The sequence below is a fragment of the Micromonospora sp. NPDC047557 genome (genome assembly GCF_043205095.1).
Classification (GTDB): domain Bacteria; phylum Actinomycetota; class Actinomycetes; order Mycobacteriales; family Micromonosporaceae; genus Micromonospora.
This window is the reverse complement of the sequence record NZ_JBIDDK010000005.1, coordinates 12,901-38,178: the sequence shown is the minus strand read 5'-3', so window position 1 is coordinate 38,178 and position 25,278 is coordinate 12,901. Positions and strand designations below refer to the sequence as shown.

The window sequence follows — 25,278 nt, the reverse complement described above, 5'->3', positions numbered from 1 at the left end:
GCGTACGACCGGATCAGCCGCCGCTGTTGGAGCGGGTGGGGGCGGGCGCCGACCCGCCGGCCACCGCTCCCGGGTGCGGAGTGGCCGTGACCGTGGGCCTCAGCCCGACCGGTACGGGCAGCGCACTGCCCTTGGCGAACTCGTCCCAGCCGACATTCCAGGCCGTCCAGCCGTTGCCCGGATCCAGCGCCACCTCGGTGCCCTTGACCGTCACCAGGTCACCGACCTGTGTGATCCCCATCAGCCAGTCGGCGTTCTCGTTGGAGACGTTGGTGCAGCCGTGCGAGACGTTGGTGTTGCCCTGATCCCCCACCGACCACGGTGCGGCGTGGATGAACTCGCCGCCATTGGTGAGCCGCTGGGCGTCCTCGACGTCGACGATGTAACCGCCATTCGGGTCGCCCATGGTGTTGAAGGTCGTGTAGTCGAACTTCTCCATGACCACCATGGTGCCGCTGGAGCTCGGGGTGCTCGGCTTGCCGAGACTGACCGGAATCTTGCGCAGCAGCTTGCCGTCCCGGTAGACCGCCATCTGCTTGGTGGCGTTGTCGATGTCCAGCGACACCTGCCGGCCGATCTTCGAGGTGCCCGACCGGTCCGCGTCGCCGATGGCGTCCTTACCGATCGGCAGCCCTTCCAGCGCGCTCCGCACGCTGATCTTCGTGCCCGGCTTCCAGAAGTCGGGCGCCCGGTACTCGACCTGCCTGCCGTCGTCCAGCCAGGACCAGGTCCCCGGCTGGGGCGGATTCGTCTTCACGAACAACCGCCGCTGCACGTCCGCCCGGGCCTCCTTCGGAATCGCCGGGTCGAACGTGACCACCACCGGCATGGCCGTCCCGTACGTCTGGTCCGGGGCGACATTCAGGACGGTGGTCACGGCCTGTCTGTTGTCCGGTTTCGCCATTGTCCTGAACGTCGTCTTCTGCGTGGTTGTCCGGCCCTTGCCACCGGTCGCGGTCACCTCCGCCGTGTACGTCCGCGAATTCTGCAACGGCTTGGCCGGCACCCAGCTCGACCCGTCCTCCCGCGGCTCCGCCGGCACCTGCGCACCCTTGTCGTCGGTCAACCGCACCGAGGTGATCTTCCCGTCCTTGACGGTGGCCCCCACCTCCGCGCTGACCGGCACGTCCCCCGCGTGGTCGCCGGGTGTCACGGTCAGTTGCGGCGGTGCCGTGTTCGCCTGTCGGGCTCCCGGCAGGCGGTCGGCGGTGCATCCCGCCACGACCAACGGCGTGGCCGCGATGGTCACCGACAGCAGCCTCAATCGCTGCCTCAGCTCCATATTGTCCCCCCGTTCATGGCCTTCCCTCCGCCCACATTTTCACCACGGCCGAGAGATGCCGGCGGCGATTTCGGCGGAACCGTCGAGCAAGGCTCCGGAAACCTTTCCCCACGCATTCCCTTATGGCGTGAACCGGCCCGGTCATTTCCGTTCGTGACCATTCCGACAAAATGAGTACGCCACTGCTCGCCCATCCCGTCCCGGCCGCGTCGCGCCCGGCGCTTCCGCTTACGGCGACTCGGCCGGGAGGCACCGGCAACTCCCGGCTGATCCGGATAGAGCGCGACTCGACCGCCGTGCGCCGCTTCGCCAGCAGCGCACGGATCGCCGCCGGGCCGGGCACGTCCGGCGGGCACTCCGCCGCCCTCCAGGCTGCCATGAAACCGGACCGTCGGGAGAATGCTTCGCGAAGAAGCAGAAGGAACGCGAGTCCGCTGCGGTGGCGGATTTCGAGCCGTCGCTGGACCACTTTCGGCAACCCGGCTGAGCTCGCCAGATCGGCGAATTACGGTGCATTGACGTGACCATCATTCGCGTTACCGCCGTAGCAATCAGCGCCTTCCTGGCCACGCCGGTTGTGGTGGCCGGGTCACCGACACGGACGGCCCCCACGCACGACATGCCCTGCCCGGCCGTGAAGCCGGCGGTGCCGCCGCCCGCCGTAGCGTCTCCACCACCGGTCGGTGCCGCCGATCGGGCGGTCGGCGGTGCCGCGCTGGCCACGACCGGCCTGGCCATTCCGGTGGGTGCGCCGACGGCGCCGGCGGTGACGGCCACCTCGTGGCTCGTGGCGGACCTCGACAGTGGCGCGGTGCTGGGCGGGTGCGGCCCGCACGAGCTCCGCACGCCGGCCAGCGTGCAGAAGATGCTGCTGGCCGCGGCCCTGATGCCCCGCCTGGACCCGGCCCAGATGGTCGAGGTGACCCGGGCTGATCTGCAGGATCTCGATCCGGCCAGCTCGCTGATGGGGGTGGTCGAGGGTGGCCGCTACTCGATCGAGAGCCTGTGGCTGGGGCTGCTCCTCAAGTCGGGCAACGACGCGGCCAACGTGCTGGCCCGCGTCGGCGGCGCCGCCGCCGGCCGGCCGGGCGGGGTGCAGGCGATGAACAACGAGGCGCACCGGCTGCGCGCGAATCAGACCCACGCGGCGACGCCCTCCGGTCTGGACGGTCCCGGCCAGTACACCAGCGCGTACGACCTGGCGCTGATCGCGCGGGCCACCTACGCCCGCGAGGACTTCCGGCGGTACATCGCGACCCGGGTGGCCCAGATAGCCGGCGACGCGGGCAACCCGGGCTTCGCCATCACCCATGACAACACGCTGCTGGACCACTACCCGGGAACACTCGGCGGAAAGACCGGCTTCACCGACCTGGCTCGACAGACGTACGTCGGGGTGGCCGAGCGCAACGGGCGGCGGCTCGCCGTGACCCTGCTCGGCGCGGAGACGGCGCCGCTGGGCAGCCTGGGCGAGGCGGGAGCCCTGCTCGACTGGGGCTTCGCCCTCTCCCCCGGCGCGTCCGTCGGCCGCCTGGTCACCCCGGCCGAGAAGACGGACGACCATGCCGCGGCCGCCGGCAAGGGCGAGCACCACGGTCAGGCCGGGGACCGGTCGCTGCTGTCCTTCCCGGCGGTTCTCGGCCTCGGCGCCGCCGCGGCCCTGGCCGTCGTGCTCCTGGCGGCGCCCCGGTGGCGCAGGGCCGTGCGGCAAGCATCGCCTCGGCCGCCGGCTCGCCGTCCCGCACCGCGTCGGGCGGCCGGATCACCACCCGGTCCGGACCGACCTGGAAGCTGACTTCGGCCGTCGCCCTGCGATCATTCCCGCGATTTCCCGCTCGTCACCCCCCGTCGGGCGCGGTGCCCGGCGCATGTGAGGATGCGGCGCATGCGTGCCGTGATCTTCGACGAGTTCGGTGTCCGGCCCCAGGTCCGCGACGTCCCGGACCCGGTGCCGCCGCCCGGGGGCGCCGTCATCAGGGTCGAGGCGACCGGGTTGTGCCGCAGCGACTGGCACGGCTGGCAGGGGCACGACCCGGACGTCCGCCTGCCGCACGTGCCCGGCCACGAGTTCGCCGGCGTGGTCACGGCGGTCGGCGCCGGCGTACACGACTGGCACCCCGGCGACCGGGTCACCGTGCCGTTCGTCTGCGCGTGCGGGCAGTGCCCGGCCTGCCTCTCCGGCGACCAGCAGGTCTGCGAGCGGCAGACGCAGCCCGGCTTCACCCACTGGGGCTCGTTCGCCGAGTACGTGGCCGTGCAGCACGCCGACGTCAACCTGGTCCGGCTCCCCGACGAGCTGGGCTACCCGGCCGCGGCGGCGCTCGGCTGCCGGTTCGCCACGGCGTTCCGCGCGGTGGTCGGCCAGGGGCGGGTCGCGGCGGGCGAATGGGTGGCGGTGCACGGCTGCGGCGGCGTGGGGCTGTCCGCGGTGATGATCGCCGCGGCCTACGGCGCGCAGGTGGTGGCGGTCGACGTCGCCCCCGGCGCGCTCGAGCTGGCCCGCCGTTTCGGGGCCGCGGTGTGTCTGGACGGCTCTGCCCTCACCGGGCCCGGCGCGGTGGCCGCGGCCGTCCGGGAGGTGACCGGCGGCGGCGCCCACCTGTCGCTCGACGCCCTGGGCAGCCACGCCACCTGCACCGCTTCAATCGAGAGCCTGCGGCGGCGCGGGCGGCACGTGCAGGTCGGCCTCCTCCCCGCCGCCCAGGGCCGCCCGGCCCTGCCGATGGACCTGGTGATCGCGTACGAGCTGGAGCTGCGGGGCAGCCACGGCATGGCCGCCCACGCCTACCCGGAACTGCTCCGGCTGGTCACCGCCGGCGTGCTGCGCCCCGCCGAGCTGATCACCCGCACCATCGGGCTCGCCGAGGTGCCCGACGCCCTGACCGGAATGGACCGGCCCGCCCTCGGCGGGATGTGCATCGTCCAGCCCTGACCAGGACGACGCTCGGGTCGGACAGCGGACACGTCCCCGGTACGCGTAGGCCGCGGCGTAGCCCGTCGCGGCGGCACCGAAGACGCCCGGGCTCTGCCGCCGGCGGGCTCCCGTGTTCAGTCTGGATCGCGCCGTACCGGCCGGCGGCGGTCTCGCCGGCCCTGGAGCAGCGCCGCGATGAGCAACGACCCGGCGGCCGCCGCACGCCCCCAGCGGCGCAGAGCCGCCCGGACTGCCCGGGCCGGCGGCGGGGGCGGTCCCGGCACCACCACCCGGTCCATGCCGGGGTACGCCAGCCGGGCGGCCTCGACCGCTTCCTCCTCCGACCTGGCCGCCCGAGCAATCAGTGACCTCGGTTGCGGCGGAGGAAGCACGACAGCAGTTGCCTGAACTCGTGCGGGTGCTCGATCGCCGGCACGTGCCCGCATCGGCCGAACACGTGCAGACGGACATCGGCCAGGTGTTCGAGCAGGGGCTGGGCTGCTGTCGCGAGCGGGGTGACTCGGTCCTCGGCGCCGTGCACGAGCAGCACGGGAGCGCGGATCGCCGCCAGCGTCTGCGCCGAGAGGGTGAGATCGTCGACCCATCGTGCCCGGGGCGGAGGGAACAACGACGCGAACGCGGCCGCCCCCGCCCGCATCGCAGCCGCACGGGCATCGACGGCCGCATCGGTCACGAGCGCCTGGTCCAGGACGAGGCGACTCAGCATGTCTCGGGCCCCGAGCGGGCCGGCGGGGGCGGCCCAGACCGCGTCGAGCTCGGCGGACAGCGGCGCACCGGGGGCGCCCATCGTCGCGACCGCCACGACACGGGTGACCTGCTGGGGGCGTGCGGCCGCCAACGCCAGCGCCACGGCACCGCCCATGGAGTGACCCACCACGGCGTAGGACTCGATACCGAGAGCATCCATCAGGCCCGCGGCCTGTTCCGTCCACAGGCGGAGCCCGCCCCGGGAGCCCGCCGGGACCGGTGTGCGGCCGAACCCCGCCTGGTCCGGGGCCACCAGGCGCCAGGACGTGCCCAGCGCCTGCGCCGTCGTTGCCCAGGCGCCGGACCCGGTCGTGCCGGGTCCGGAGCCGTGCAGCATCAGCACCGCGGGGCCGGTGCCGCTCTCCAGGACGTGTACGGGGTAACCGTCGACTGTGACGGTCCGAAGTGGCGTCACCGGGGCGGACCAGGTGTGTTCACGCCGAGGCGGAGTTGACGGACTTCGAGAAGAGCTCCATCATCGCCCGGCCAAATTGCGGCATGTCGGGCCATCCCCGGCAGGAGACGAGGTTGCCGTCCACGACGTCGGGAGCGTCGATGACCGTCGCGCCGGCGTTCTCCATGTCACCGGTGATGGGTGGGAAGCACGCCGTCTTGCGACCCTTCAGGAGCCCGTACACCGCTGGCACCTGCGCGCCGTGGCAGACCAGCGCGATGGGGAGGTTGCGCGCGAAGAAATGCTCGGTGATGCGCCTGACGTCGGCGTCGACCCGGATCCACTCGGGGGCACGTCCACCGGGGATGATGAGGGCGTCATAGCGCTCGACGTCGACCTCGGCCCAGGGCACGTCGACCGGCAGCTTCCGGCCGTTCTTCTCCACGTAGGCGTCGGAGTTGGGGTCGAACTCGTGGATGACCAGTTGTACGTCACGCATCGTCCGTGACGAGACGTCGACGTCCCAGCCGCCCTCCTGCACGCGGTAGTAGGGATACATGGTGTCGAGTTCCTCGGCGGCGTCGCCGGTCAGGAGCAGCGCTCTGGGCACCTGCTTCTCCTCGCATCTGGTGGCGGTGGCGGTGAGGTGGATCAGATCCAATCCGATCTGATCGAATCAGCATTCCTCGGCCCAGCCCGCCCGTCAACCCTCCACCGCCATTGGGTCCGCGTCCTTGACCTCGTCGAACAATCGTCGGAATCGCTCGCCGGACCGCAGGATGTGCCGACGCATCGCGTAGGCGGCGGCGTCGGGGTCACGCGCGGCGATCGCGGCCACCACGTCCTCGTGCTCGGCCATCGCCAGGTGAGTGACCTGGGTGTCGTGGTGCAGCCGGAAGAGATGCACGTGGCTGTGCAGGCGAGCGAGCGCTTCACGGATGACCTGGTTCTCCGCGCTCAGGGCGACGAGATCATGAAAAGCGGCGTCGCGTAGCCCGAAGGCGCCATAGGCCACCAGCCCGCTGCCCCCCTGGAGCTCTGCCATCTCCTCCAGCATTCGTCGCAGCCCGGCGACCTGTTCCGAGGACGCCCGTTCGGCGGATCTACGCGCCGCCGCCGGCTCGAGGAGCAGGCGAACCTCGAGCATGTCCTCGAATCGGTGACGGGTGATCTGGGGCGGGATGCGGTAGCCGGCATGGGGCACACGCACGACCAGGCCCTCGGCCTCCATGCGGTTCAGGGCGTCTCGGATCGGCGTCTGCGAGACCCCCAGCTCCCGCGCCAGGACGTCGATCGTGACGCGGGAACCGGGCTCGATCCGCAGCGACATCAGCTGTCCGAGCAGCGTGTCGTACACCTCGTCGGCAAGCCGGCCGCGAGATCTTCCCGGCGGCATCGCACCCGGCATGGCCCTGCGGCCCCGCGCGATCATCGCTTCGTCGTCCATCGTGACCTGAGGTCCTTTCTTGCGCCTTCGGGAACCTGTTGACACCAGTCACAACGCTGCGGCATTCTGACGCCCCCACCGGATCGTATAGGAAAAGCGGCGGATGATCTTCATCATCCACCATCGCGGAACCACCCGCCATGGCGACACTCGATCACCTGGAGGACTGCTCGACGGGCTGAAGACCCAGCAGATCGCGGCGTACTCGTGACGCCCGTCCCCGGGCCGGCCCCGCGACAGCCCAGCAACACGCCTGAACGACCCAGCAACCGCTCGGCGAAGCACATAGCGAGGCTCTAGAAGTTCCCACCCAGAAAGCAGGCGAGAAGATGCGGAATCCGAAGCGCATAAGAATAATGTCCGTTCCCGGCCGAAAGGCGCGGCTGGCGGCGGCGGCCATGCTGCTGGTCGCCACGACAGCGACGGCATGCGGCGACGGCAAGGACGACGGCGGGAAGGCGAGTGCCCCCAAGGCACCGGCGACCATCCCGGAGCTCACCAAGGACCCGCTGACTCTCAGCTTCATCTGGTTCGACTGGCCCCCCGCCAAGGCACTGGAAGCCTTCGCGAACGCCGAGTACACGAAAGAGCGGCCGAACGCGACCATCAAGGTCAACACCGTGCCGAACGCGAACTGGCACGACGCGATGTTCACCCAGTTCGCCGCGCACAAGACCGACTTCGACATCGCGATCCTGGACTCGCAACACATCGGCGAGGCCGTGACGAACGGCAACATCCTCGACATCACCGACTTCGTCAAGAACAACATCGACGTCACGGCCTACAACCCGTACCTGCTGGCGGCCTACGGCCAGTTCCCCCAGGCCGAGACCGGCAAACGCGACGAGAACGCCAGCCTGTACGGGCTGCCGCTGCTCGGCGACACCTGGACGATGATCTACCGCAAGGACCTGATCGGCGACAAGCCACCGCAGACCTGGGACCAGATGATCGCAGCTGCCGAGAAGTGCCAGGCAGACAACCCCGGCGTCAGCGGGCTGGCTTTCCACCAGGCCAACGGCTCCGACGCCGCAGCCGTCACCTACAACACGGTCAACGGCGTCTACGGCGGCAACCTCTGGGACGCCAAGACGCGCAAGATCGACGGCGTCCTCAACGACGCCGCCGGCCAGGAGGCGATGGACGTCCTGGTCAACAAGATGAAGCCGCTGACCGCCAAGGGCTCCGGCAACTGGTTCATCGACGAGGTGAACGCGGCGGTCGCCCAGGGCAAGGCGTGCATCGCGTTCAACTGGATCGCCGCGAGCGGTGGCCTGCTCGATCCGAAGCAGTCGACGCTCGGCAAGACGCGGGAGCAGATTCTCGACAAGCTGGGCTTCGCCACCCTGCCGAGCCAGAAGACGAATCTGGTCCCTCTCGGCGGCATGGGGATGCACGTGTCGGCCTACTCCGCCAAGGCGAACCAGACCGAGGCCCTGAACTTCATGAAGTGGTTCGAGCGGCCTGACATTCAGAAGAAGTGGGCCGCGGCCGGTGGCGTGCCGTCGCGTACGGATGCCCTGCAGTCGCCCGAGTTCCTCAATGCCGGGCCGTTCAACCAGGTCTACACCGACTCGGTTCCGCGGATGCGGGACATGTGGAACGTGCCGGAGTACGCGCGCCTCGTCGACATCGAGAACACCAACGTGAACGCCGCCCTCAACGGCGCGAAGAAGCCGAAGGATGCGCTCGACGACATCGCCAAGGGGCAGCAGGGCGTGCTCGACTCCAGCGGCCGCAAGGGCGGCGGCGGACTGTGAGTGCCCCCGTCCCCCTGTCGACCGACAACCCCGGGCAGGTGGCGTCCGCGGCGCCACCTGCACCGGGTCGGTCCCGCCGGCTGACCGACCGCGGGCTCGCCGTGGCCTTCATCTCCCCCGCGCTGCTGCTGTTGCTCGCCATGTCGGTGTTCCCGTTGGTGTGGGCGTTGTACCTGTCGTTCACCGACTACTCGGCCACGCGCGGGGGGCCCGCCGGGTTCGTCGGATTCGGGAACTACACCGCCATCCTGACGTCGGCACAGGTCCACCAGAGGGCCTTGACGACGTTGATCTACGTGGTCGGCGCGGTCGGCCTGCAGACCGTGCTCGGCTTCGGCATCGCCTACCTGATCTCGCGGCGTACGCACGGGCGAGGACTGCTGACCACTCTGTTCCTGGTGCCGATGATGCTGTCGCCGGTCGTGGTCGGGCTGTTCTGGCGATTCATGCTCGACGCGCAATTCGGCGTGATCAACAGCATGCTCGGCTCGCTCGGCCTGGGGCAGGTGGAGTGGCTCACCCGACAGCGGACGGCGTTGATCTCCCTGGTCGTGGTCGACACCTGGCAGTGGACGCCGTTCATCATGCTCATCGCACTTGCGGGCCTGACCGCGGTTCCCAAGTACCTGTACGAGGCCGCCTCGATCGACCGGGCCTCCGAGTGGTTCCGGTTCCGCACCATCACTCTTCCGCTGGTGTGGCCGCTGCTCCTCATCGCCGTGATGTTCCGGGCCATCGAGGCCTTCCGGCTGTTCGACCTCGTCTACATCCTCACCAACGGAGGCCCGGGTGTCTCCACCGAGACGTTGTCGTTCCACGTCTACAAGGTCGCGTTCCTGGGCTTCAACACCGGAACGGCCTCGGCGTACGGGATTCTCATGGTCCTCGTCGTCATCGTCCTCACGCAGCTCTACCTGCGCTACCTGAACAAGCTCAAGGAGGGCTGATGGCCGTCTCCGTCGACGAGGCCGTGTCCACAGGTCCTGCCCGGGATCACTCGCCTCCCGCGCGCCGCCTTGGCGGCCGGGGCCACTCCGGGCTGGAGGTCGCGCTGCTGGTGGTGCTGGCCGTCGTGATGCTCTTTCCGGTGCTGTGGATGATCGAGACGTCCATCAAGGAAAACCGGGACGTCTACGCCATCCCGGCCAAGTTCTTCGGCTTCACGGTCACCATGGACCATTTCAAGGACGTGTTCGTCGCTCCCGGCGGCGGTCGCTCGGCGCTGTCCGTCTCGTTTCTCAACTCCGCCGTGGTCGCGGGGGTCTCCACGGTGCTGGCCACCGTGCTGGGGGTCCCGGCGGCCTGGGCCTACTCACGCTTCGCCGTGAAGGCCAAGAAGGACCAACTGTTCTTCATCCTGTCCACCCGCTTCATGCCGCCCGTGGTGGTCGTGATCCCGATCTTCCTGATGTACCGCCAGGTCGGGCTCATCGACAGCAAGCTCGGGCTGATCCTCATCTACGCCGCATTCAACGTCCCGTTCACGATCTGGATGATAAAGGGCTTCGTCGACGAGGTGCCCGCGGAGTACGAGGACGCCGCCATGCTCGACGGCTACACCCGTCTGCAGGCGTTCTGGAAATTCACCCTGCCCCTGCTCGTGCCCGGCATCGCCGCGACGGCGGTCTTCGCGCTCATCTTCTCGTGGAACGAGTTCGTGTTCGCCATCTTCCTCACCTCCAGCGACGACGTGCGGACGGCTCCGCCCGCCATCGCCGGCCTCATCGGTGGCACCACGACGGACTGGGGTCTCGTGGCCGCCGCCTCCGTCGTGTTCGCCCTACCGGTGCTCGTCTTCGCCTACCTGGTGCGCAGGCACCTCATCGCCGGTGTGACGCTCGGGGCGGTGCGACGCTGATGGCCGACATCGAGGTGACCGCCCTGCACAAGCGCTACCCGGACGGGACGGTAGCGGTGGATCACGTGGACCTGTCCATCCGCGACGGCGAACTGTTCGTGATGCTCGGCCCTTCGGGTTGCGGCAAGACGACCACGCTGCGGGCCATAGCCGGCCTGGAGAGGCAGACGACGGGCGACATCCGCATCGGCGACACGCTGGTCAACGACCTGCCGCCCGCCGAGCGCGACATCGCCATGGTGTTCCAGTTCTACGCTCTCTACCCGCATCTGAAGACCCGCGACAACCTGGCGTTCCCCCTGCGGGCGGAGGGACTGCCCAAGCCGGAGGTGCACAAGCGGGTCAACGAGGCCGCCCGGCTGATGCGGCTCGGTCCGCTCCTGGACCGGCGGCCGCGCCAGCTGTCCGGTGGGGAGCAGCAGCGCGTCGCGCTCGCTCGCGCCCTGGTACGACGGCCGCGCGCATTCCTCATGGACGAACCTCTCACCAATCTGGACGCAGAGCTGAGGGCGGACATGCGCACGGAGATCAAGCACCTGCAGGGGGAACTGGGGGCGACGATGGTCTACGTCACCCACGACCAGGTCGAGGCGATGTCGCTCGGTCACCGAATCGCCATCCTCAACAGGGGCCGCGTCGAGCAGATCGGCACGCCGCTGGAGGTCTACGACCGTCCAGCGAGTCTTTTCTGCGCCGCATTCATCGGCTCTCCCCCGATGAACCTGATTGAGGTGGAGGTCGCCGACGGGAAGCTGCACGGTCAGGGCGGACTGGTTCTCACGCCACCGCCAGGCCTGCCGCGCGACAGTCGCCTGGTGGCGGGCGTCCGGCCGGAGGCGCTGGAAGTCACCGCGCCAGGGGCGGACGGCTCGATCCCGGCCCGGGTCGTCTCGGCGGAGTGGCTGGGCGACGAAATTATCTACGTGGTCGACCACAGCGGCCAGCGCGACGTCCGGGTTCGGATGCCACCGACCATTCGTTTCGCCGCTGACGCAAAGGTCGGGCTGCGGTACACCGGCGGGACCCCGGCGGTCTACGACGTGAGCACGGAAGAGCTGGTGGCCTGATGGGAACCGTGGCAGCGCACGGGCTGCGCAAGTCCTTCGGCAAGGTCCAGGCCCTGGACGGGGTGACGCTGGACGTGCCGGACGGCTCGTTCTTCGTCGTGCTCGGGCCCTCCGGGGCAGGCAAGACGACGACTCTGCGAGCGATCGCCGGCCTGGAGAAGCTCGACGCCGGGTCGGTGCATCTGGACGGGAAAGACGCGACGGGTGACACCCCGGCGGCGCGCGACCTGGCCATGGTCTTTCAGAACTACGCCCTCTACCCGCGACACACGGTGTACGAGAACATCGCCTCGCCGCTGCGGGCACGCCGTAGTTCCGCGAGCGAGATCGCCGCGGCCGTCGAGCAGATGTCGAGCCTGCTGCACATCGAACGTCTGCTGCAACGTCGACCCGCGCAGTTGTCGGGCGGTGAGATGCAGCGGGTCGCCCTGGCCCGGGCGCTGGTCCGTCGCCCCCGCGCGTTCCTGATGGACGAGCCGCTGACGAACCTCGACCTCAAGCTCCGCGTCGAGATGCGCACCGAGCTCACCCGCATCCACCGGAGCCTCGGAGCAACCTTCGTCTACGTGACCAACGACCAGGTCGAGGCGCTGTCCATGGCCGACCAGGTCGCGGTCCTCAAGGAGGGGAAGGTGCAACAGGTCGGAACGCCGACCGAGGTGTACGAGCGTCCGGCCAACCAGTGGGTCGCGGGATTCGTCGGGAGCCCGCCGATCAGCCTGCTCGCCTGCCAGGCCGAGGGAGATCGCCTGGTCGGTGCGGACGGCTGGACACTGCCGCGGCCCCGCTGGACCACGGCCGAGGACGGTCGTGCGCTGCTGCTGGGCCTGCGCGCGGAGGACCTGTCCGTCGAACAGCGTGGGGACGCGTCGTTGGCCGGGGAGCTCTACGGGCTCGAGCCGCTCGGTGACCGCACGGTGGTCGACGTCCGAGTGGGGACGGAGATCCTCAAGGTCAAGGCACGACCCACCGTCACCGGTACGCCGGGCGAGCGGCTGCAGGTCACTGTAGACCTGGACCGTGCGCACCTGTTCGATGCGGACACCGGGCTGTCGCTGTCCGAGGCTGGGCGGTAACCGCGCCGGCAGACCGGGCCACTGCCACCGTCGACCGCTCGGCAACCTCGCCCCCGACGAGGGCGGGTGACCTGTCCGTCCACGCGTACAGCGCGATCGCTGCGGCACGCCGGACATCACCAGGAAGATCACAGGAGGTGAGGCAATGAGTGACCCGATGGACGTCCTGCCCCCCGAGCACCGGCGGCTCCGGATCGGCGACGCCTGGCGCGACGCCGCAAGCGGAGCCACCTTCGCCGTCGAGGATCCGGCCACCGGCAAGACCATCGCCGAAGTGGCGGACGCCGACGTCGTCGACGGGCTCGCCGCTCTGGACGTGGCGAGCACGGCAATGGCGGAGTGGGCGGCGACCCCGCCGCGGAAACGGTCAGAGTTGTTGACCGCGACGTACCGGGCACTTACCGAGCGATCCGAGGAGGTCGCCCGGCTCATCACGCTCGAGATGGGCAAGCCGCTCGCCGAGGCTCGGGCCGAGGTGGCCTACGGCGCCGAGTTCTTCCGGTGGTTCGCCGAGGAGGCGGTGCGCGTCGAGGGGCGCTACAGCACCGCGCCCGCAGGTGGATATCGCATCCTCACCGTGCCGAAGCCGGTCGGGCCGTGCGTCTTCGTGACGCCCTGGAACTTCCCGTTGGCGATGGGTGCCCGCAAGATCGCTCCTGCGCTGGCCGCAGGCTGCACGACCATCACCAAGCCCGCCGGCCAGACACCCCTCACCATGCTGTTCCTGGCCCGCATCATGGAGGAGGTCGGCGTTCCCCCGGGCGTCGTCAACGTGGTCACGACCAAGCGCTCCGGCCCGGTGGTCTCCGCACTGCTGGCCGACGCTCGGACCCGCAAGCTCTCGTTCACCGGGTCGACCGAGGTCGGGCGCGTGCTGCTCCGGCAGGCTGCGGACAACGTGCTGCGTACCTCAATGGAACTGGGCGGCAACGCGGCCCTGATCGTGTGTGCGGACGCTGACCTGGACGTCGCAGTTGACGGCGCCATGGTGGCCAAGATGCGCAACATCGGGGAGTCCTGCATCGCGGCCAACCGGATCTACGTCGAGGAGCCGGTGCGCCAGGAGTTCACGGCGCGCTTCGCCGAGCGGATGGGCGCGCTGTCGGTGGGCCACGGCCTCGACGACGGCGTGGACGTCGGGGCGTTGATCGACGAGGCCTCGGTCACCACGATCGACGAACTCGTCACCGACGCGGTCGATCGCGGCGCACGGGTCCTGGTGGGCGGCGAGCGGCCGGGCGGGCCGGGCCACTTCTACCCACCCACAGTCCTCGTCGACGTGCCCGACGACGCGCGGATGCTGCGGACGGAGATCTTCGGCCCGGTGGCGCCGATCATCTCGTTCACGTCCGACGACGAGGTGCTGGTGAAGGCCAACGACACCGAGCACGGCCTGGTCGGATACGTCTTCACCCGTGACCTCCAGCGGGCGCTCCGGTTCGCCGAGGGGCTGGACACGGGAATGGTCGGCATCAACCGTGGCCTGATCTCGGACCCGTCAGCTCCGTTCGGAGGGGTGAAGCAGTCCGGGATCGGCAAGGAGGGGTCGCACGAGGGCATCCTCGAGTACCTCGACCTCACCTACGCGGCGATCGACCTACCGTGACCGGCCCGCCGCTCCGAGCGCCCGCTCAGCAGATCGCCGCCGACGTTCGAGAGAGGAACTGACATGCTTGAGACCGTCCGCGGACCACGCCAGCTGATAGTGGGCGAAGGGGTCGCGCAGAACATCCCCCGAGTGGTGGCCGAGAGTGGCTCGCGGGTCCTCGTCGTGACCGACCAGGTTCTCCTGAGCCAGGCGGGCGTGGCCGAGATCGTGGCCGCCGTGCGGGAGAAGGTCGAGGCCGTCGAGGTGTTCTCCGACGCGACGTCAGACGTGCCACTCAGCGACGTCGCCCTGGCCGTCTCGGTCGCCGCCGAGGTGGACGCCGACGTGATCCTCGCCATCGGAGGTGGCACGGTGATCGACCTCGCCAAGATCGTCGGCGTCATCCGGCGCCACGGTGGAACGCCGCGCGACTTCTACGGCGAGTCGAAGGTGCCGGGGCCGACGATCCCTCTGGTCGCGGTCCCGACGACATCCGGCACCGGCTCCGAGCTCACACCCGTCTCCGTGTTGACCGACCCGGACCGCGAGCTGAAGGTGGGGGTTTCCAGCGTCCACATCGTGCCCGACTTCGCCATCGTCGACCCCGAGCTCACCTACACCTGCCCGGCGACAGTCACCGCCCACTCCGGCATCGACGCGTTCTGCCACGCCGTGGAGAGCTACACCGCGCGACCCCGAGCCCACGGACCGCGCGACCCGGTGGAGCAGGTGTTCCTCGGCCGCAACCCGATCACCGACCACTACGCGCTGCTGGCCGCGGAGCGAATCGCCCGTAGCCTGCGTCGTGCTGTCGCCGACGGGGGCGATACGGACGCGCGCGCGGACATGTCCTACGGGTCCATGCTCGCCGGGCTCGCGTTTTCCCACGCGGGCAACGCGGCCCCGCACGCTCTCCAGTACCCCATCGGCGCGGCCACGCACACGCCGCACGGCCTGGGCGTCGGGCTGCTCCTGCCCTACGCGCTGGACGCGGCAAGGGACGCCATCAGCGACCGGTTGGCCATCCTCGCCCGGGTGTGCGGGCTCGACGTGACCGACGCCTCGGATGCCGAGGCCGCGGACGCCTTCCTCGCCTGGCTCGACGGGCTCCTCGCCGACATCGGCATCCCTGCCACCCTGGCGGACATCGGCGTGGCCCGCGCCGACCTCCCGCGCTTCGCGGAGATGGCCAGCGGCGTCACCCGGTTGATCCAGAACCATCCGGGCCCGACGGACACCGCGAGCCTGACCGCGATCCTCGAAGCGGCGTGGACCGGGGACCGGACCCCACACGTCACGACTCCGCGCAGGGGTGGTGACCGGCCTTCCGGATGACGACGTGGTCTCTGCCCCGCCCTGGGGCTCGACCTGAGCGCTCTCCCCCTGGTCCGGACATCACCACTCGCGAGCGGAACGGTGTTCGCCGCGCTCGGGGTGCTGATCATCGCGTTCACCATCTCGCAGTTCGGCGGGTTCGTGGTCTGGTATCGCGGCATGGGCCTCATCGGGGTAGCGCGAGCGAGTCAGCTTCAACTCGCCCAGCCGCTGCTGACTCTGGTGTGGGCGGTCCTGCTGCTGGGCGAGCACCTCAGCGCGATGTGCCGCTGACCGCGACCGTCGTCCTCTGCTGCATCGTCGTCACACAACGGGCCAGGACGGCGTGAAATCGATCAACCAGAGCAGGCCCGAACTCGTCCACCATCTCGTACCGGATGCGCCGTGGGAAACTGTTCCGGCAGGTAGTGCCGGTCACGGTCGTACGCCGGCCGCAGGGTGGCGGCCGGCGGCGCGCGGACGACCGGCAGGTGCTGGCAGCGATCGTGTACCTCGTCCGCACCGGCCGCGCGTGGCGGCACATCCCCGAGAGCTTCGGGGTGTCCTGGCCGACCGACTATCGGCGGTTCGCCCAATGAGCGGCCCAGCGGCGCGAGCTGAGCGGGCGCGCCCCGAGGTCGCGCTAGGGCGTGCGGGGCACTGGCGACGGCGGAATCAGCTGGTGGGCTGGAAGACGGCCCGTACGCATCCGTCGAGTTTCTGTTTGAACATCTCGTAGCCGCGCGGCCCTTCGTCCAACGGCATCGTGTGTGTCGCGAGGTGCTCCGTGACCAGCTCGCCGCGGGCCATCCGCTCCAGCAGCATGGGAATGTAGCGCTGGCCGTGCTGCTGTGCGCCGCGCAGCGTCAGCCCCTTGTTCATCACCGCCCCGAGCGGAAACTTGTCGACCAGGCCGGCGAACACGCCCAGGATGAACACGCTGCCGCCCTTGCGGCAGTTGTAGATCGCCTCCCGGGCGGCGATCGGTCGGTCGGACTCGATGCGCAGCTGCTGCTTGACCTGGTCGTACAAGAATTGCGGACCGCTGCTGTGCGACTCCATTCCCACTGCCTCGATGCACACGTCCGGCCCTCGACCGCCACTGCGCTCCAGCAATTCGCCGCTGACGTCCTGCCGCTCGTAGTTCAGCGTCTCGACGCCGAGATGTGTCTGGGCCATCTGGAGCCGGTTGTCGAGTCGGTCGATCACGATCACCCGATCGGCACCGAGCAGCACGGACGCCCGAGCCGCCATCTGCCCGACCGCACCGGCGCCCCAGACCGCCACGACATCGCCTGGTTTGACGCCGGCGAGGTCGGCGCCCATCCAACCGGTCGGCGCGGAGTCGGAAGCGAAGAGCGCGCGCTCGTCGCTCACCTCGTCCGGCACGGTGAAAGCGCCCTGGTCGGCGTAGGGGACGCGGATGAACTCGGCGTGGCTGCCGGCGAAGCCCCCCAGTGCGTGCGAGTAGCCGTAGCAGCCTCCGGGCGCGGCGCCCCAGACGTTCTCGGTGATCATCGGGTTCGTGTTCCCGTTGTCGCACAGCGAGAACTGTTGTTGCTGGCAGTACCAGCACTTGCCGCAGGAGACGAACGAGCAGACGACGACCCGGTCGCCTACCTTGTGCTTGCGTACCTGCGAACCGACCTCGACGACCTCACCGAGGAACTCGTGCCCGAGGACATCGCCGCGTTCCATGAACGGGATGTACCCGCCGAGCAGGTGCAGGTCCGAACCACACGTCACAGTCCGCCGGACCCGCACAATGACGTCCTGCTCGTTACGCATCTGCGGGTCCGGCACCTGCCGCACCGCGAGCTCGTTGGCTCCCTCCCAGACCAGCGCCTTCACTGTCGTCCCTCCCGCCGACCCTGCTGGGTGGCCATTCGCAGTGGCTTGTTCATCGGCGTCGGCTCGGTCGTGGGCGGATAGTCCGGGTGCAGGACCTCACTGGTTTCGATCAGTTGCTTCGACTCGCGCAGCGCAGCCCGGATCGCCTGTTCAGGGTCCCGGCCGGTGACCCGTCGGGCCGCGGCGGCAACAGGGAGTCGGGCGCCGTCGCGCAGCCGTACGGCGATCTCGGTCCCCCGGCCGCCGGGGGCAGGCCGGACCTGGACCTCGACGGCGTCGCCAAGCCCGGCCAGCGGCTCGGGGAACTGGCCGCCTGGGGCGACGTCACCCGCCGGTCGGTTCACCGTCGCCACGTGCCACTGCGCCCCGCGCCGCCGGGCCTGAACCCGTTGCCACTGGTCATTGCCCCGGCCAGCCCCACCGAGCAGGCGCCGGACAACCATCCCCCCGGCAATCGCGGCCGCACCACCGATCAGCCACTTCATGTCCGCCCCTGTCACTTGATCTGCTCGTGCGGGTGCCGTCGATAATCGGCAACCTTCAGAGCAAACCATTTCATAAAGGGCGAACCCCGCAGGGGCGTTTGCAACACTCGCAGAGCTCAGGCCTTGCGCGCCGTACGCCGGTTGCCGAACGACTCCATGGTGGTCGCCTTCTTTGCCGGTGCCCTGGTGGCGGGCGTGGTACGGGCCCGGGTCGGCGCGGCCTTCTTCGCCGGTGCCTTCTTCGCCGCGGCCCTCGCTGAGGGCGCCTTCTTTGGCGGTGCGTTCTTGGCGGCGGCCGCCTTCGCCGTCGGCCTGCGGCTGGGCGAGGCCGTGGTGGCGGAAACGTCCTTCTTCCGGGCGACGCGGGGCGTGGTCGGCGTGGGCTTCTCGCCGGGCGTCTTGGCTGCGCTCGCGCCGGTGGCCCGCTTCGTGGCAGCGGCGACCTTCTTGGCCGCCACCTTCCGGCTCGGCGGCATCTTCGTCGCTCCGGTGGCCTTGGTGGCTCCGGGTGATCTGCGTGCCGGGACGGTTGTCCTGCGTGGGCTCATCCTCGCTCCTCTCGGGTCTCGCCGGCATCACCAGCGCTGCCGGACGACAGACGTGGCGGGTCGCCTGGGCCCGATCGGCGAGGTGTTCCCGCGCCTCCGGCCGCCAAACGCGGGACGGGACGGCCGCGTCCAGCAGCCCGGACGGGTCAGTGCGGTCGGAACGGACAGGTGGGGCATCCAACTCGAGGGCGCAGCTGCAGGGCGCCTTCGCGTTGATCAAGCGCCCAGGCCGCCGAGCAGATCGACGGCGATCGCGGGCGGGTCGGTGGCGTCGCCATGGACGTGCGGGACGAGCGCTCGGTGGCCGACGGTGTCCGCCGGACCGTCGACCGCCTGGGCGGACTCGATGTGTTGGTCAACAACGCGGGGATCGGCGTGCCATCGCTGCCTCCGCCGACGACGCATGGGGCACCGACTCCCGCGGCAATCAACTGTTCGGCGAGGACCTGTGCCTGGAGAGCGCGCAGCTGCTCGGCGAGAATCCGAACGCCGATCCCTGGAACTGACCCGGGGTTGACGAGCGCCCCTCGGTCGATGCTGTGTCACGCTGCGAACGCTTGAAATGGACGGCCTGAACGCGTCTGTTATCGACGCCCTGCCGACGGAAGTCCCACCGTTGCTCCGCAGCGAGCCCGCCGGTGGCGAATAATTCAGCGGCGCAGGCGTCGGCGGCGTCGAGGTTCCCCGGGAGCGCCAGGATGGCGGCCGTCAGTGGGCCTCGTCGGTTCCGGCAGGGCCCGCTCGCGGCGGGCCGCCCGCCGGCCGGCCCAGATCCGTGCCGCGATCACCAGCGCCACAACCGCGAGCAGCACCTCCCCGCCCAGGCCAAGCCGCCGTTCCAGCAGTCGATACGAAGCGCCAGCCAGGTAACCGAGCGCGGCCACCGCCGCGGCCCACAGCGCCCCGCCGGTAACGTTGGCCAGTGTGAACGTGCGCTGCGGTATGCCGCTCATGCCCGCCAGGCCCGGCACCAGCGCCCGCAGCGCGGCCGCCCAGCGGCCGAGCACCACTGCGGCGGCGCCCCGCCGACGGATCAGGTCAAGCGCACGACGCAGCTCACCGGATCGAACGAACCGGCGCGGCGCCCGGTCCAGCAGCCGCCGGCCGTAACGGCGGCCAACCAGATAACCCACCTGGTCGCCGAGGGCCGCCCCGACCAGCGCCACAACCACCACCGCCCACAGCGGCAGCCTCCCGTCGTGGGCGAGGACTCCGCCGACCAGCACGGCCACCTCCCCCGGCACCACCAGGCCAAGGAAGGTCGACGCCTCCAGCGCCGGGAGGAGAAACGCCAAGACGAGCACCAGGGCGGGTGGCAGCGCCACCAGCAGGTTGAGCACCTGGTCCATCCGGCAATTGTCATCCCATGACCAGGGGCTGAGCGCGGTGACGGCCAGACGGCTCCCTCCGTTCTCCCCGCACCTCTGGCAGGACACCGGCACCCCGGCCTGCTCGGTCAGCGTGGCGGCGAGGCCTGCTCCAGTGGGCGTCCGTGGGCTCGGATCGCGTCCGCGACCGCGACGCCGAGCAGGACGGCGGCAGCTGCCGCAGCGACCCTGAGTGGCGGCAGGCGGACCAGCAGCGGCGCTATGGCCACGAGGGCGAGGATCCCGATCGGCCGCGGCCGGGAAACGCGTGCGAAGGCCACGTGCTCGAATAGTGAACGCCCGGCGAGGTAGAGCGCGGGCCCGCCGAGGATGGCGCCGACCCAGGCGGGTTTGGCGTGTCCGGATGGATCCATCAAGACGAGTTCGGAACCGGCTGAGGTCACGAGGATGCCGGACACCATGAGCAGGTGACAGAGCTCGGCCGACCGACCGAGTCGGCCTGGGTCGACGGATACCGCGACGGCCTCGCCCAAGATCTGGCCGGCTCGATAGAAGTAGATCCTCCACAGCAACACCGTGGTGAGGAACGACAATGTAAGACCCAATATTCGTTCATCCACGATCGGACCACGTAGAAGACTCGAGCCGGAGGTCAGGATCGTCTCACCAAGGGCGACGATGACGAGCTGCCAGTAGCGTTCGGCCAGGTGCTCGCCGGCGACGGCCCACGGGGACACCCGCGAGCGGCCCAGCCCCGGTACCGGCCAGCCGAGTCTGCCCCCCAGGTAGTCGATCGCCAGGGCCAGCGCCCACAGCGAATTGCGCGTCAACTCGGGTTCGAAGGCTCCGATGAGCCACGGCACGGCCGACACGCCGAACCAGACGAGCGCCAGCATGTTGACGCGGCGCAGATCGTGGCCCCGCAAGGTAACCGCGAAGAAGAGGGTGCGGCCCACCTGGATCGCGACGTACGTGCTCGCGAAGAGAAGGCCGGTCTCGGCGAGAGCCCCGGATATCGCGACCGCCAGGAGCAGACTCCCGAACATCGTCGCGAGGACAAGGAACTGGATCTCCGGCCGGAACGGATCGAATCTGCTGGTCATCCATGCCGTCTGGGTCCAGATCCACCAGACGGCCAATAGCAGCAGCAGAGTCTCGCCGTTTTCCGAAAGGGTGGTGGTCAACGTCTCGGCGACGTGACCCCTGGTGTAGTCCAGCACCAACTCGTGCACGATCCGGGTGAGCGCGAAGACGTACACGAGATCGAAGAACAGTTCCAGGAAGGTCGGCCGCTGCGGACTCTCACGCCCGCGCAGCAGGTTGGCCACTCTGTTCGTCGTCACCGGCCCGCCTGCTTCGTCGGCTTGTCGTTGAAGCAGTCGTACCACGTGGCCCCGCCCTCGACAGATAAGACGCACTCCCGATGACTGAAGGCCTGACGGCCGTTGAGGGCTGGCGGTCCGTCGTCGTCGCGGCGGGTCAGCGCGACAGGCAGCACGGGGGCACGCTGCTACTCGACCCTTGGCACCAATACCCCCCGGGGGTACTCTGTGGGCGAGTGAAGGAGGTCGGACATGGATCACAGCAGCCACGTTCAGAGCCCCACGGCGGCTGCCGCTCCGGGCTCGGGCGGCCACGGTGGGCATGGGCACGAGGGCCACAACCAGCACAGCCCGGACGCCGACCGGCAGCAGATGCGGGTGGTGGAGAGCTGGGCGGTCGCGGCGTCGGCGACGCTGCATTGCCTGACCGGGTGCGCCATCGGTGAGGTCCTGGGCATGGTCATCGGCACCACGGCCGGGCTGCACAACGCCGCCACCGTGGTGCTGTCGATCGCCCTGGCCTTCGTGTTCGGCTACGGCCTGACCATGCGCGGCGTGTTGCGAGCCGGTGTCGACGTCCGCACCGCGCTGAAGGTGGCCCTGGCCGCCGACACCGTGTCGATTGCGATCATGGAGCTGCTGGACAACGCGTTCATCGTCGCGGTGCCCGGGGCGATGAACGCCGGGCTGACCAGCGTGCTGTTTTGGGCGTCCCTGGCCGGGTCGCTGGTCGTGGCGTTCCTGCTGACCACGCCCGTCAACCGGTGGATGATCAGCCGGGGCAAGGGGCACGCGGTGGTGCACCAGTACCACCACGCCGTACCCACCCACCGAGCGGGAACCCCTGACACCCGCACCGAACGTGACGGACAGACGACGGTTGACCCACCGGATCGACCAACAAACGGGGGAACCGATACGTGTGCGAGCTGCGACGCGACCCGATCGTGGCCATCCTTGCGGAGATAGCGGCGCGATCCGGCAGCGGCCTCGAAGGTCGTGTCGGCCCAGGGGTTGCATCCGGTACCCAGGTACAGGCTTACCGTCGAACGGACGGCGCCGATGGCGCCCAGGTTCGAGGAGGCCGGCATGTCTTTCGTGATTCCGGACGCCTGCACGCTACCGACGGCGCAACAGCCGTTGCGGCTGGCGGAGTTTGCTGAACTGTTCGCCACCGCCGTGCGCGAGGTGGACCAGCTCGACGCGACACGCACGCGCCTGCATCTGGCCGGCCCGGCGGGTCTGGCGGCCACGGTGCGTGACCTTGCCGCTCGCGAGACGGAATGCTGCTCGTTCTTCGACTTCACCGTCGCAGTCGAGCTGATCGGCGACGGGGAGGCCGTGACCCTGGACGTCGCGGTGCCGCCCCAGCATGGCGAGGTTCTGGCCTCTCTTGCGGACCGCGCCCGTGACGCTGCCGCCCGCACCGCGAGCCGAGAGGAGCGTCGTGCAGCGGATCAGTTGTGACGCGGCGTTCGAGCGGATCGGCTACACCGACGTACGCGTCTACGACGGCGGCAAGGCCGACTGGGCCCAGGCTGGGTTGCCCTTCGCCGGTACCCGGTCGACGGCACGGGCGTCGTGATGGACGGGCTGCGCACCGGCGAGGTCGCCGAGCAGGCCGGCGTCAACATCCAGACGCTGCGCTACTACGAGCGCCGCGGCCTGCTCGCCGAACCGTCACGGACGAACGGCGGGCACCGCCTCTACCCAGCCGACACGGTCGCCCTGCTCAACGTGATCAAGGCAGCGCAGCGACTCGGATTCACCCTCGACGAGGTCGCCGAACTCCTTGACGCGGGCCGCCACCGGCACCCGAGCACGGATCTGCGGCAACGCGCCATCGACAAGATCGCCGAGATCGACCTGAAGATCGCCGACCTGACCGCGATCCGCGCCACGCTCACCGAAGTCGTCGACGCGCGCTGCGACAGCCTCACCAACTGCACCTGCACGGACTGCCCGATCCCGTATCTGACCATCGGCACCACTCGACCCTCCGGAGAACGCGAATGAGCCAGCCCGTCCCGTCGCCGACCCGCATCCTGAACCCAGCCCCCGGGGAGATCGACAACGCGCCGCCGGGGCGCAGCAAGGTTGCCGGCGGACTTGCCGTACTCGCCTGCGCAGCCTGCTGCGCGTTGCCGCTGCTGATCGCCGCCGGGGTACTCACCGGCGCGGGCGCCGCGATCCTGGAGAAGACGCTGTTCGCCGTCGCCGCCGGCCTGGTGGCTCTGGCGCTGGGCATGTGGTGGCTGCACCGCCGTCGCTCGGCCCAGCGTGCCACCGCTGGAGCCGGATGCGGCTGCGGTAGCACCGGATGCGGCTGCTGACCCTCCGGGACGCGAGGGCCTACCTGCGGGCGCCGATCGCGCACCGATGAGGTTTTCGCGCCGCGCCCGTCGGTACGTACGAAATGGACCTACGGGAGGTTGGCACGAGGCGGAAACTGATCTTCGCGATGAACGTGAGCCTGGACGGCTATGTCGCCGCGCCCGGCGATGACCTCGGCTGGAGCGTACCGAGCGACGAGCTGTTCCAGTGGTGGTCCGACCGGGTGGGGGCGACCGGCCTGGCGCTGTACGGGCGCAAATTGTGGGAGGCGATGAGCTCCCACTGGCCGACCGCCGACCAGCAGCCCGGCGCGACACCGGCGGAGATCGAGTACGCCCGCCGCTGGCGGGACATGCCGAAGGTGGTGTTCTCCTCGACGACCCGCACGGTCGACTGGAACACCCGCCTGGTCACCGACGACGCGGTCACCGAGATCACCCGGCTCAAGGCCGAAGACGGCGGCCCCATGGACATCGGCGGCGCCACACTTGCCGCAGCGGCCATGCGTGCCGGGCTGATCGACGAGTACGTGCTGGTCACCGCACCGGCCTTGCTGGGCGGCGGCACGCCGTTCTTCACGGCCCTGGACAGCTGGGTGAACCTCCACCTGGTGGAGACGCGGCCGTTTCCCGGCGGCGTGCTACTGACCAGATACGAGACGAGGCGATGAGCACAGGCCGGACTCGCCTGATCACAGTGTCGGAGGCAGGCCCAGCCATGGTTTGTCGGTGGCGTCGAATCCGGTGAGCTCGGCGATCCTCCCGTCGACGATGTGCAGGACCGCGATGGTGAACAGCCGGTACTGCGGGTCGTCGGGGGTGCGGAGGTACAGCGCGGCGGCAGGCATGCGGTTGATCGTCGTGGTGATACCGCGCCAGTCGTCGTAGCCGCGTTGGAAGAGCCCATGGGAAACCCAGCCCTCCACCGCTTCCCTGGCCGTCGTGGTCACGGTGCCCGGATCGGGCAGCATCGCGAAACGCAGGTCGTCGCGCAGTAGGGACGTCAGCCCGTCGAGGTCGTTGCGCTCATGGGCCTCGATGTACGACTTCACCGCGCCGCGCTCGTCATTCGACAGCTCGTGGGTGGCGGGGCTCCGCCAGTCGAGACGGCGGTCGGGCAGCTGCTCGCGCATCGTCACACGGGCCCGCTGCAGTGCGCTGGTCACCGATGCGACTGTCAGCTCAAGGGCGTCGGCGGCTTTCGACGCCGGCCAGCCGAGGACGTCGCGCAGGATGAACACCGCCCGCTGCCGCGGCGGCAGGTGCTGGACGGCGATGATGAACGCCAGCTCGATCGTCTCCCGCGCCACCACCGATTCCTGCGGGTCCTCGGGGAGCATCCGGTCGGGGTACGGCTGCAGATACGGCACCTCGGAGTCGGGGTCGGGCAGCTCGAACGGTACGGGCGTGCGGTCGTTGCGCTTCTCGAGGAAGTCGAGGCAGGCGTTCGTCGCGATCCGGTACAGCCAGGTCCGCAGGGCCGCGTGGCCCCTGAACGACTCCCGCTTCTTCCACGCTCGCAGGAACGTCTCCTGCGTCATGTCCTGGGCGTCCTCGTAGTTCGCGAGCATCCGGTAACAGTGCACCTGAAGCTCACGCCGGTGGCGCTCCGTGAGGAGTGCAAACCGCGCCGTATCGCCTGAGTGGACCGCCGCGATGAACGCGGCCTCGGTGGCTCTTAGCGGTCTGGCGTCGGCCATGGTCAGCAATCCTTCCACCGGTGCGTGAGTCCCAACAGAACCGACGACGTGGCGGAGGATTTCTGATCGGTGAAGCCGCCGACACTCAGGGCGCGTCGGCGCGCATTCGACCGGCGGAGAACAAGACGAGTGCCAGGAGCAGCCGGTGCGCGGCCGTCGTGCAGGTCTGCGCGGCCCGGGTGAGGACTTCGCCGGGAAGCGGGAGCGGCACGCTGTAGCGCCGACACTGCCCACCGGCTC

Annotated in this window: 28 protein-coding genes; 18 read left to right on the top strand and 10 right to left on the bottom strand. The window is 69.7% G+C overall.

What is annotated here, in order from left to right; translation table 11 throughout:
* Positions 1 to 13 precede the first annotated feature (13 nt).
* The gene (locus ACGGAQ_RS15075) at positions 14 to 1,282 is read right to left on the bottom strand and encodes an Ig-like domain-containing protein (RefSeq protein WP_393049004.1); all 1,269 of its coding nucleotides are present in this window, start codon (positions 1,280 to 1,282) and stop codon (positions 14 to 16) included.
* A 520-nt stretch (positions 1,283 to 1,802) separates the two neighbouring features.
* Between ACGGAQ_RS15075 and ACGGAQ_RS15070 the strand changes: the two genes are divergently transcribed.
* Together ACGGAQ_RS15070 and ACGGAQ_RS15065 are read left to right on the top strand one after the other, a co-directional pair.
* On the top strand, positions 1,803 to 3,077 hold the full coding sequence (locus ACGGAQ_RS15070; protein ID WP_393049001.1) for a D-alanyl-D-alanine carboxypeptidase family protein: 1,275 nt from the start codon (positions 1,803 to 1,805) through the stop codon (positions 3,075 to 3,077).
* A 90-nt stretch (positions 3,078 to 3,167) separates the two neighbouring features.
* On the top strand, positions 3,168 to 4,214 hold the full coding sequence (locus tag ACGGAQ_RS15065) for a zinc-dependent alcohol dehydrogenase family protein (RefSeq protein WP_393048998.1): 1,047 nt from the start codon (positions 3,168 to 3,170) through the stop codon (positions 4,212 to 4,214).
* Positions 4,215 to 4,557: 343 nt separating this feature from the next.
* Here the strand turns inward: ACGGAQ_RS15065 and ACGGAQ_RS15060 are convergent, their stop codons facing one another.
* The 3 genes from ACGGAQ_RS15060 to ACGGAQ_RS15050 all read right to left on the bottom strand — a co-directional run bounded on the left by ACGGAQ_RS15060 (position 4,558) and on the right by ACGGAQ_RS15050 (position 6,805).
* The gene (locus ACGGAQ_RS15060; RefSeq protein ID WP_393048995.1) at positions 4,558 to 5,379 is read right to left on the bottom strand and encodes an alpha/beta fold hydrolase; all 822 of its coding nucleotides are present in this window, start codon (positions 5,377 to 5,379) and stop codon (positions 4,558 to 4,560) included.
* A gap of 19 nt (positions 5,380 to 5,398) precedes the next feature.
* Entirely contained in the window at positions 5,399 to 5,968 is a 570-nt protein-coding gene (locus tag ACGGAQ_RS15055; RefSeq protein WP_222952845.1) for a DJ-1/PfpI family protein, read from the bottom strand.
* Positions 5,969 to 6,061: 93 nt separating this feature from the next.
* Entirely contained in the window at positions 6,062 to 6,805 is a 744-nt protein-coding gene (locus tag ACGGAQ_RS15050; RefSeq protein WP_393048992.1) for a GntR family transcriptional regulator, read from the bottom strand.
* A gap of 329 nt (positions 6,806 to 7,134) precedes the next feature.
* On the opposite strand from ACGGAQ_RS15050, the gene ACGGAQ_RS15045 reads away from it, so the two are divergent.
* The 9 genes from ACGGAQ_RS15045 to ACGGAQ_RS15005 all read left to right on the top strand — a co-directional run bounded on the left by ACGGAQ_RS15045 (position 7,135) and on the right by ACGGAQ_RS15005 (position 16,070).
* Entirely contained in the window at positions 7,135 to 8,568 is a 1,434-nt protein-coding gene (locus ACGGAQ_RS15045; protein WP_393048989.1) for an extracellular solute-binding protein, read from the top strand.
* Positions 8,565 to 9,515: a carbohydrate ABC transporter permease gene (locus tag ACGGAQ_RS15040; protein WP_393048986.1), complete on the top strand. Its 951-nt coding sequence runs from the start codon at positions 8,565 to 8,567 to the stop codon at positions 9,513 to 9,515. The genes ACGGAQ_RS15045 and ACGGAQ_RS15040 overlap by 4 nt, the downstream gene beginning before the upstream one ends.
* Positions 9,515 to 10,426 carry a carbohydrate ABC transporter permease gene (locus ACGGAQ_RS15035; RefSeq protein WP_393048983.1) on the top strand — a complete coding sequence of 304 codons (912 nt, stop codon included), beginning with the start codon at positions 9,515 to 9,517 and terminating at the stop codon, positions 10,424 to 10,426. The genes ACGGAQ_RS15040 and ACGGAQ_RS15035 overlap by 1 nt, the downstream gene beginning before the upstream one ends.
* Complete coding sequence (locus tag ACGGAQ_RS15030) at positions 10,426 to 11,493, top strand: ABC transporter ATP-binding protein (RefSeq protein WP_393048981.1); 1,068 nt, start codon at positions 10,426 to 10,428, stop codon at positions 11,491 to 11,493. Before ACGGAQ_RS15035 ends, ACGGAQ_RS15030 begins: the two co-directional genes overlap by 1 nt.
* Complete coding sequence (locus ACGGAQ_RS15025) at positions 11,493 to 12,569, top strand: ABC transporter ATP-binding protein (protein WP_393048978.1); 1,077 nt, start codon at positions 11,493 to 11,495, stop codon at positions 12,567 to 12,569. Before ACGGAQ_RS15030 ends, ACGGAQ_RS15025 begins: the two co-directional genes overlap by 1 nt.
* Positions 12,570 to 12,714: 145 nt before the next feature.
* A complete protein-coding gene (locus ACGGAQ_RS15020) occupies positions 12,715 to 14,175 on the top strand; it encodes an NAD-dependent succinate-semialdehyde dehydrogenase (RefSeq protein WP_393048975.1) in 1,461 nt (486 codons plus the stop codon).
* Between the two features lie 63 nt (positions 14,176 to 14,238).
* Complete coding sequence (locus tag ACGGAQ_RS15015) at positions 14,239 to 15,492, top strand: iron-containing alcohol dehydrogenase (protein ID WP_393048973.1); 1,254 nt, start codon at positions 14,239 to 14,241, stop codon at positions 15,490 to 15,492.
* A gap of 81 nt (positions 15,493 to 15,573) precedes the next feature.
* Positions 15,574 to 15,765, top strand: a complete 192-nt coding sequence (locus ACGGAQ_RS15010) for an EamA family transporter (protein ID WP_393048970.1) — start codon at positions 15,574 to 15,576, stop codon at positions 15,763 to 15,765.
* 104 nt (positions 15,766 to 15,869) lie between these two features.
* Positions 15,870 to 16,070: a transposase gene (locus tag ACGGAQ_RS15005; RefSeq protein WP_393048967.1), complete on the top strand. Its 201-nt coding sequence runs from the start codon at positions 15,870 to 15,872 to the stop codon at positions 16,068 to 16,070.
* A gap of 76 nt (positions 16,071 to 16,146) precedes the next feature.
* Here the strand turns inward: ACGGAQ_RS15005 and ACGGAQ_RS15000 are convergent, their stop codons facing one another.
* From ACGGAQ_RS15000 to ACGGAQ_RS14990, 3 genes are all read right to left on the bottom strand, one after another.
* Positions 16,147 to 17,322 carry a zinc-dependent alcohol dehydrogenase gene (locus ACGGAQ_RS15000; protein ID WP_393048964.1) on the bottom strand — a complete coding sequence of 392 codons (1,176 nt, stop codon included), beginning with the start codon at positions 17,320 to 17,322 and terminating at the stop codon, positions 16,147 to 16,149.
* The gene (locus ACGGAQ_RS14995; RefSeq protein WP_354860279.1) at positions 17,319 to 17,666 is read right to left on the bottom strand and encodes a hypothetical protein; all 348 of its coding nucleotides are present in this window, start codon (positions 17,664 to 17,666) and stop codon (positions 17,319 to 17,321) included. The genes ACGGAQ_RS15000 and ACGGAQ_RS14995 overlap by 4 nt, the downstream gene beginning before the upstream one ends.
* A 257-nt stretch (positions 17,667 to 17,923) precedes the next feature.
* Positions 17,924 to 18,355, bottom strand: a complete 432-nt coding sequence (locus tag ACGGAQ_RS14990) for a hypothetical protein (RefSeq protein WP_393048961.1) — start codon at positions 18,353 to 18,355, stop codon at positions 17,924 to 17,926.
* Positions 18,356 to 18,631: 276 nt separating this feature from the next.
* Here ACGGAQ_RS14990 and ACGGAQ_RS14985 point away from each other — a divergent pair, with 276 nt between their 5' ends.
* On the top strand, positions 18,632 to 18,916 hold the full coding sequence (locus ACGGAQ_RS14985; RefSeq protein ID WP_393048958.1) for an SDR family NAD(P)-dependent oxidoreductase: 285 nt from the start codon (positions 18,632 to 18,634) through the stop codon (positions 18,914 to 18,916).
* Between the two features lie 89 nt (positions 18,917 to 19,005).
* Here ACGGAQ_RS14985 and ACGGAQ_RS14980 read toward each other — a convergent pair whose 3' ends face one another.
* Both ACGGAQ_RS14980 and ACGGAQ_RS14975 read right to left on the bottom strand, forming a co-directional pair.
* Positions 19,006 to 19,704 carry a DedA family protein gene (locus ACGGAQ_RS14980; RefSeq protein WP_393048956.1) on the bottom strand — a complete coding sequence of 233 codons (699 nt, stop codon included), beginning with the start codon at positions 19,702 to 19,704 and terminating at the stop codon, positions 19,006 to 19,008.
* Between the two features lie 107 nt (positions 19,705 to 19,811).
* A complete protein-coding gene (locus ACGGAQ_RS14975) occupies positions 19,812 to 21,026 on the bottom strand; it encodes a low temperature requirement protein A (protein ID WP_393048953.1) in 1,215 nt (404 codons plus the stop codon).
* 231 nt (positions 21,027 to 21,257) lie between these two features.
* Between ACGGAQ_RS14975 and ACGGAQ_RS14970 the strand changes: the two genes are divergently transcribed.
* The 6 genes from ACGGAQ_RS14970 (at position 21,258) to ACGGAQ_RS14945 (ending at position 24,009) form a co-directional block, all read left to right on the top strand.
* Positions 21,258 to 21,974, top strand: coding sequence for a DUF4396 domain-containing protein (locus ACGGAQ_RS14970; protein WP_393048950.1), 717 nt, complete (start codon positions 21,258 to 21,260; stop codon positions 21,972 to 21,974).
* 30 nt (positions 21,975 to 22,004) lie between these two features.
* Complete coding sequence (locus ACGGAQ_RS14965; protein WP_393048947.1) at positions 22,005 to 22,472, top strand: FAD-binding protein; 468 nt, start codon at positions 22,005 to 22,007, stop codon at positions 22,470 to 22,472.
* Complete coding sequence (locus tag ACGGAQ_RS14960) at positions 22,453 to 22,590, top strand: hypothetical protein (RefSeq protein WP_393048944.1); 138 nt, start codon at positions 22,453 to 22,455, stop codon at positions 22,588 to 22,590. Before ACGGAQ_RS14965 ends, ACGGAQ_RS14960 begins: the two co-directional genes overlap by 20 nt.
* Positions 22,590 to 23,021: a MerR family transcriptional regulator gene (locus tag ACGGAQ_RS14955; RefSeq protein ID WP_393048941.1), complete on the top strand. Its 432-nt coding sequence runs from the start codon at positions 22,590 to 22,592 to the stop codon at positions 23,019 to 23,021. The genes ACGGAQ_RS14960 and ACGGAQ_RS14955 overlap by 1 nt, the downstream gene beginning before the upstream one ends.
* The gene (locus tag ACGGAQ_RS14950; protein ID WP_393048938.1) at positions 23,018 to 23,338 is read left to right on the top strand and encodes a hypothetical protein; all 321 of its coding nucleotides are present in this window, start codon (positions 23,018 to 23,020) and stop codon (positions 23,336 to 23,338) included. Before ACGGAQ_RS14955 ends, ACGGAQ_RS14950 begins: the two co-directional genes overlap by 4 nt.
* A gap of 83 nt (positions 23,339 to 23,421) precedes the next feature.
* Complete coding sequence (locus ACGGAQ_RS14945; protein ID WP_393048935.1) at positions 23,422 to 24,009, top strand: dihydrofolate reductase family protein; 588 nt, start codon at positions 23,422 to 23,424, stop codon at positions 24,007 to 24,009.
* Between the two features lie 21 nt (positions 24,010 to 24,030).
* Here the strand turns inward: ACGGAQ_RS14945 and ACGGAQ_RS14940 are convergent, their stop codons facing one another.
* Positions 24,031 to 25,038, bottom strand: a complete 1,008-nt coding sequence (locus ACGGAQ_RS14940) for an RNA polymerase subunit sigma-70 (RefSeq protein ID WP_393048933.1) — start codon at positions 25,036 to 25,038, stop codon at positions 24,031 to 24,033.
* Positions 25,039 to 25,278 lie beyond the last annotated feature (240 nt).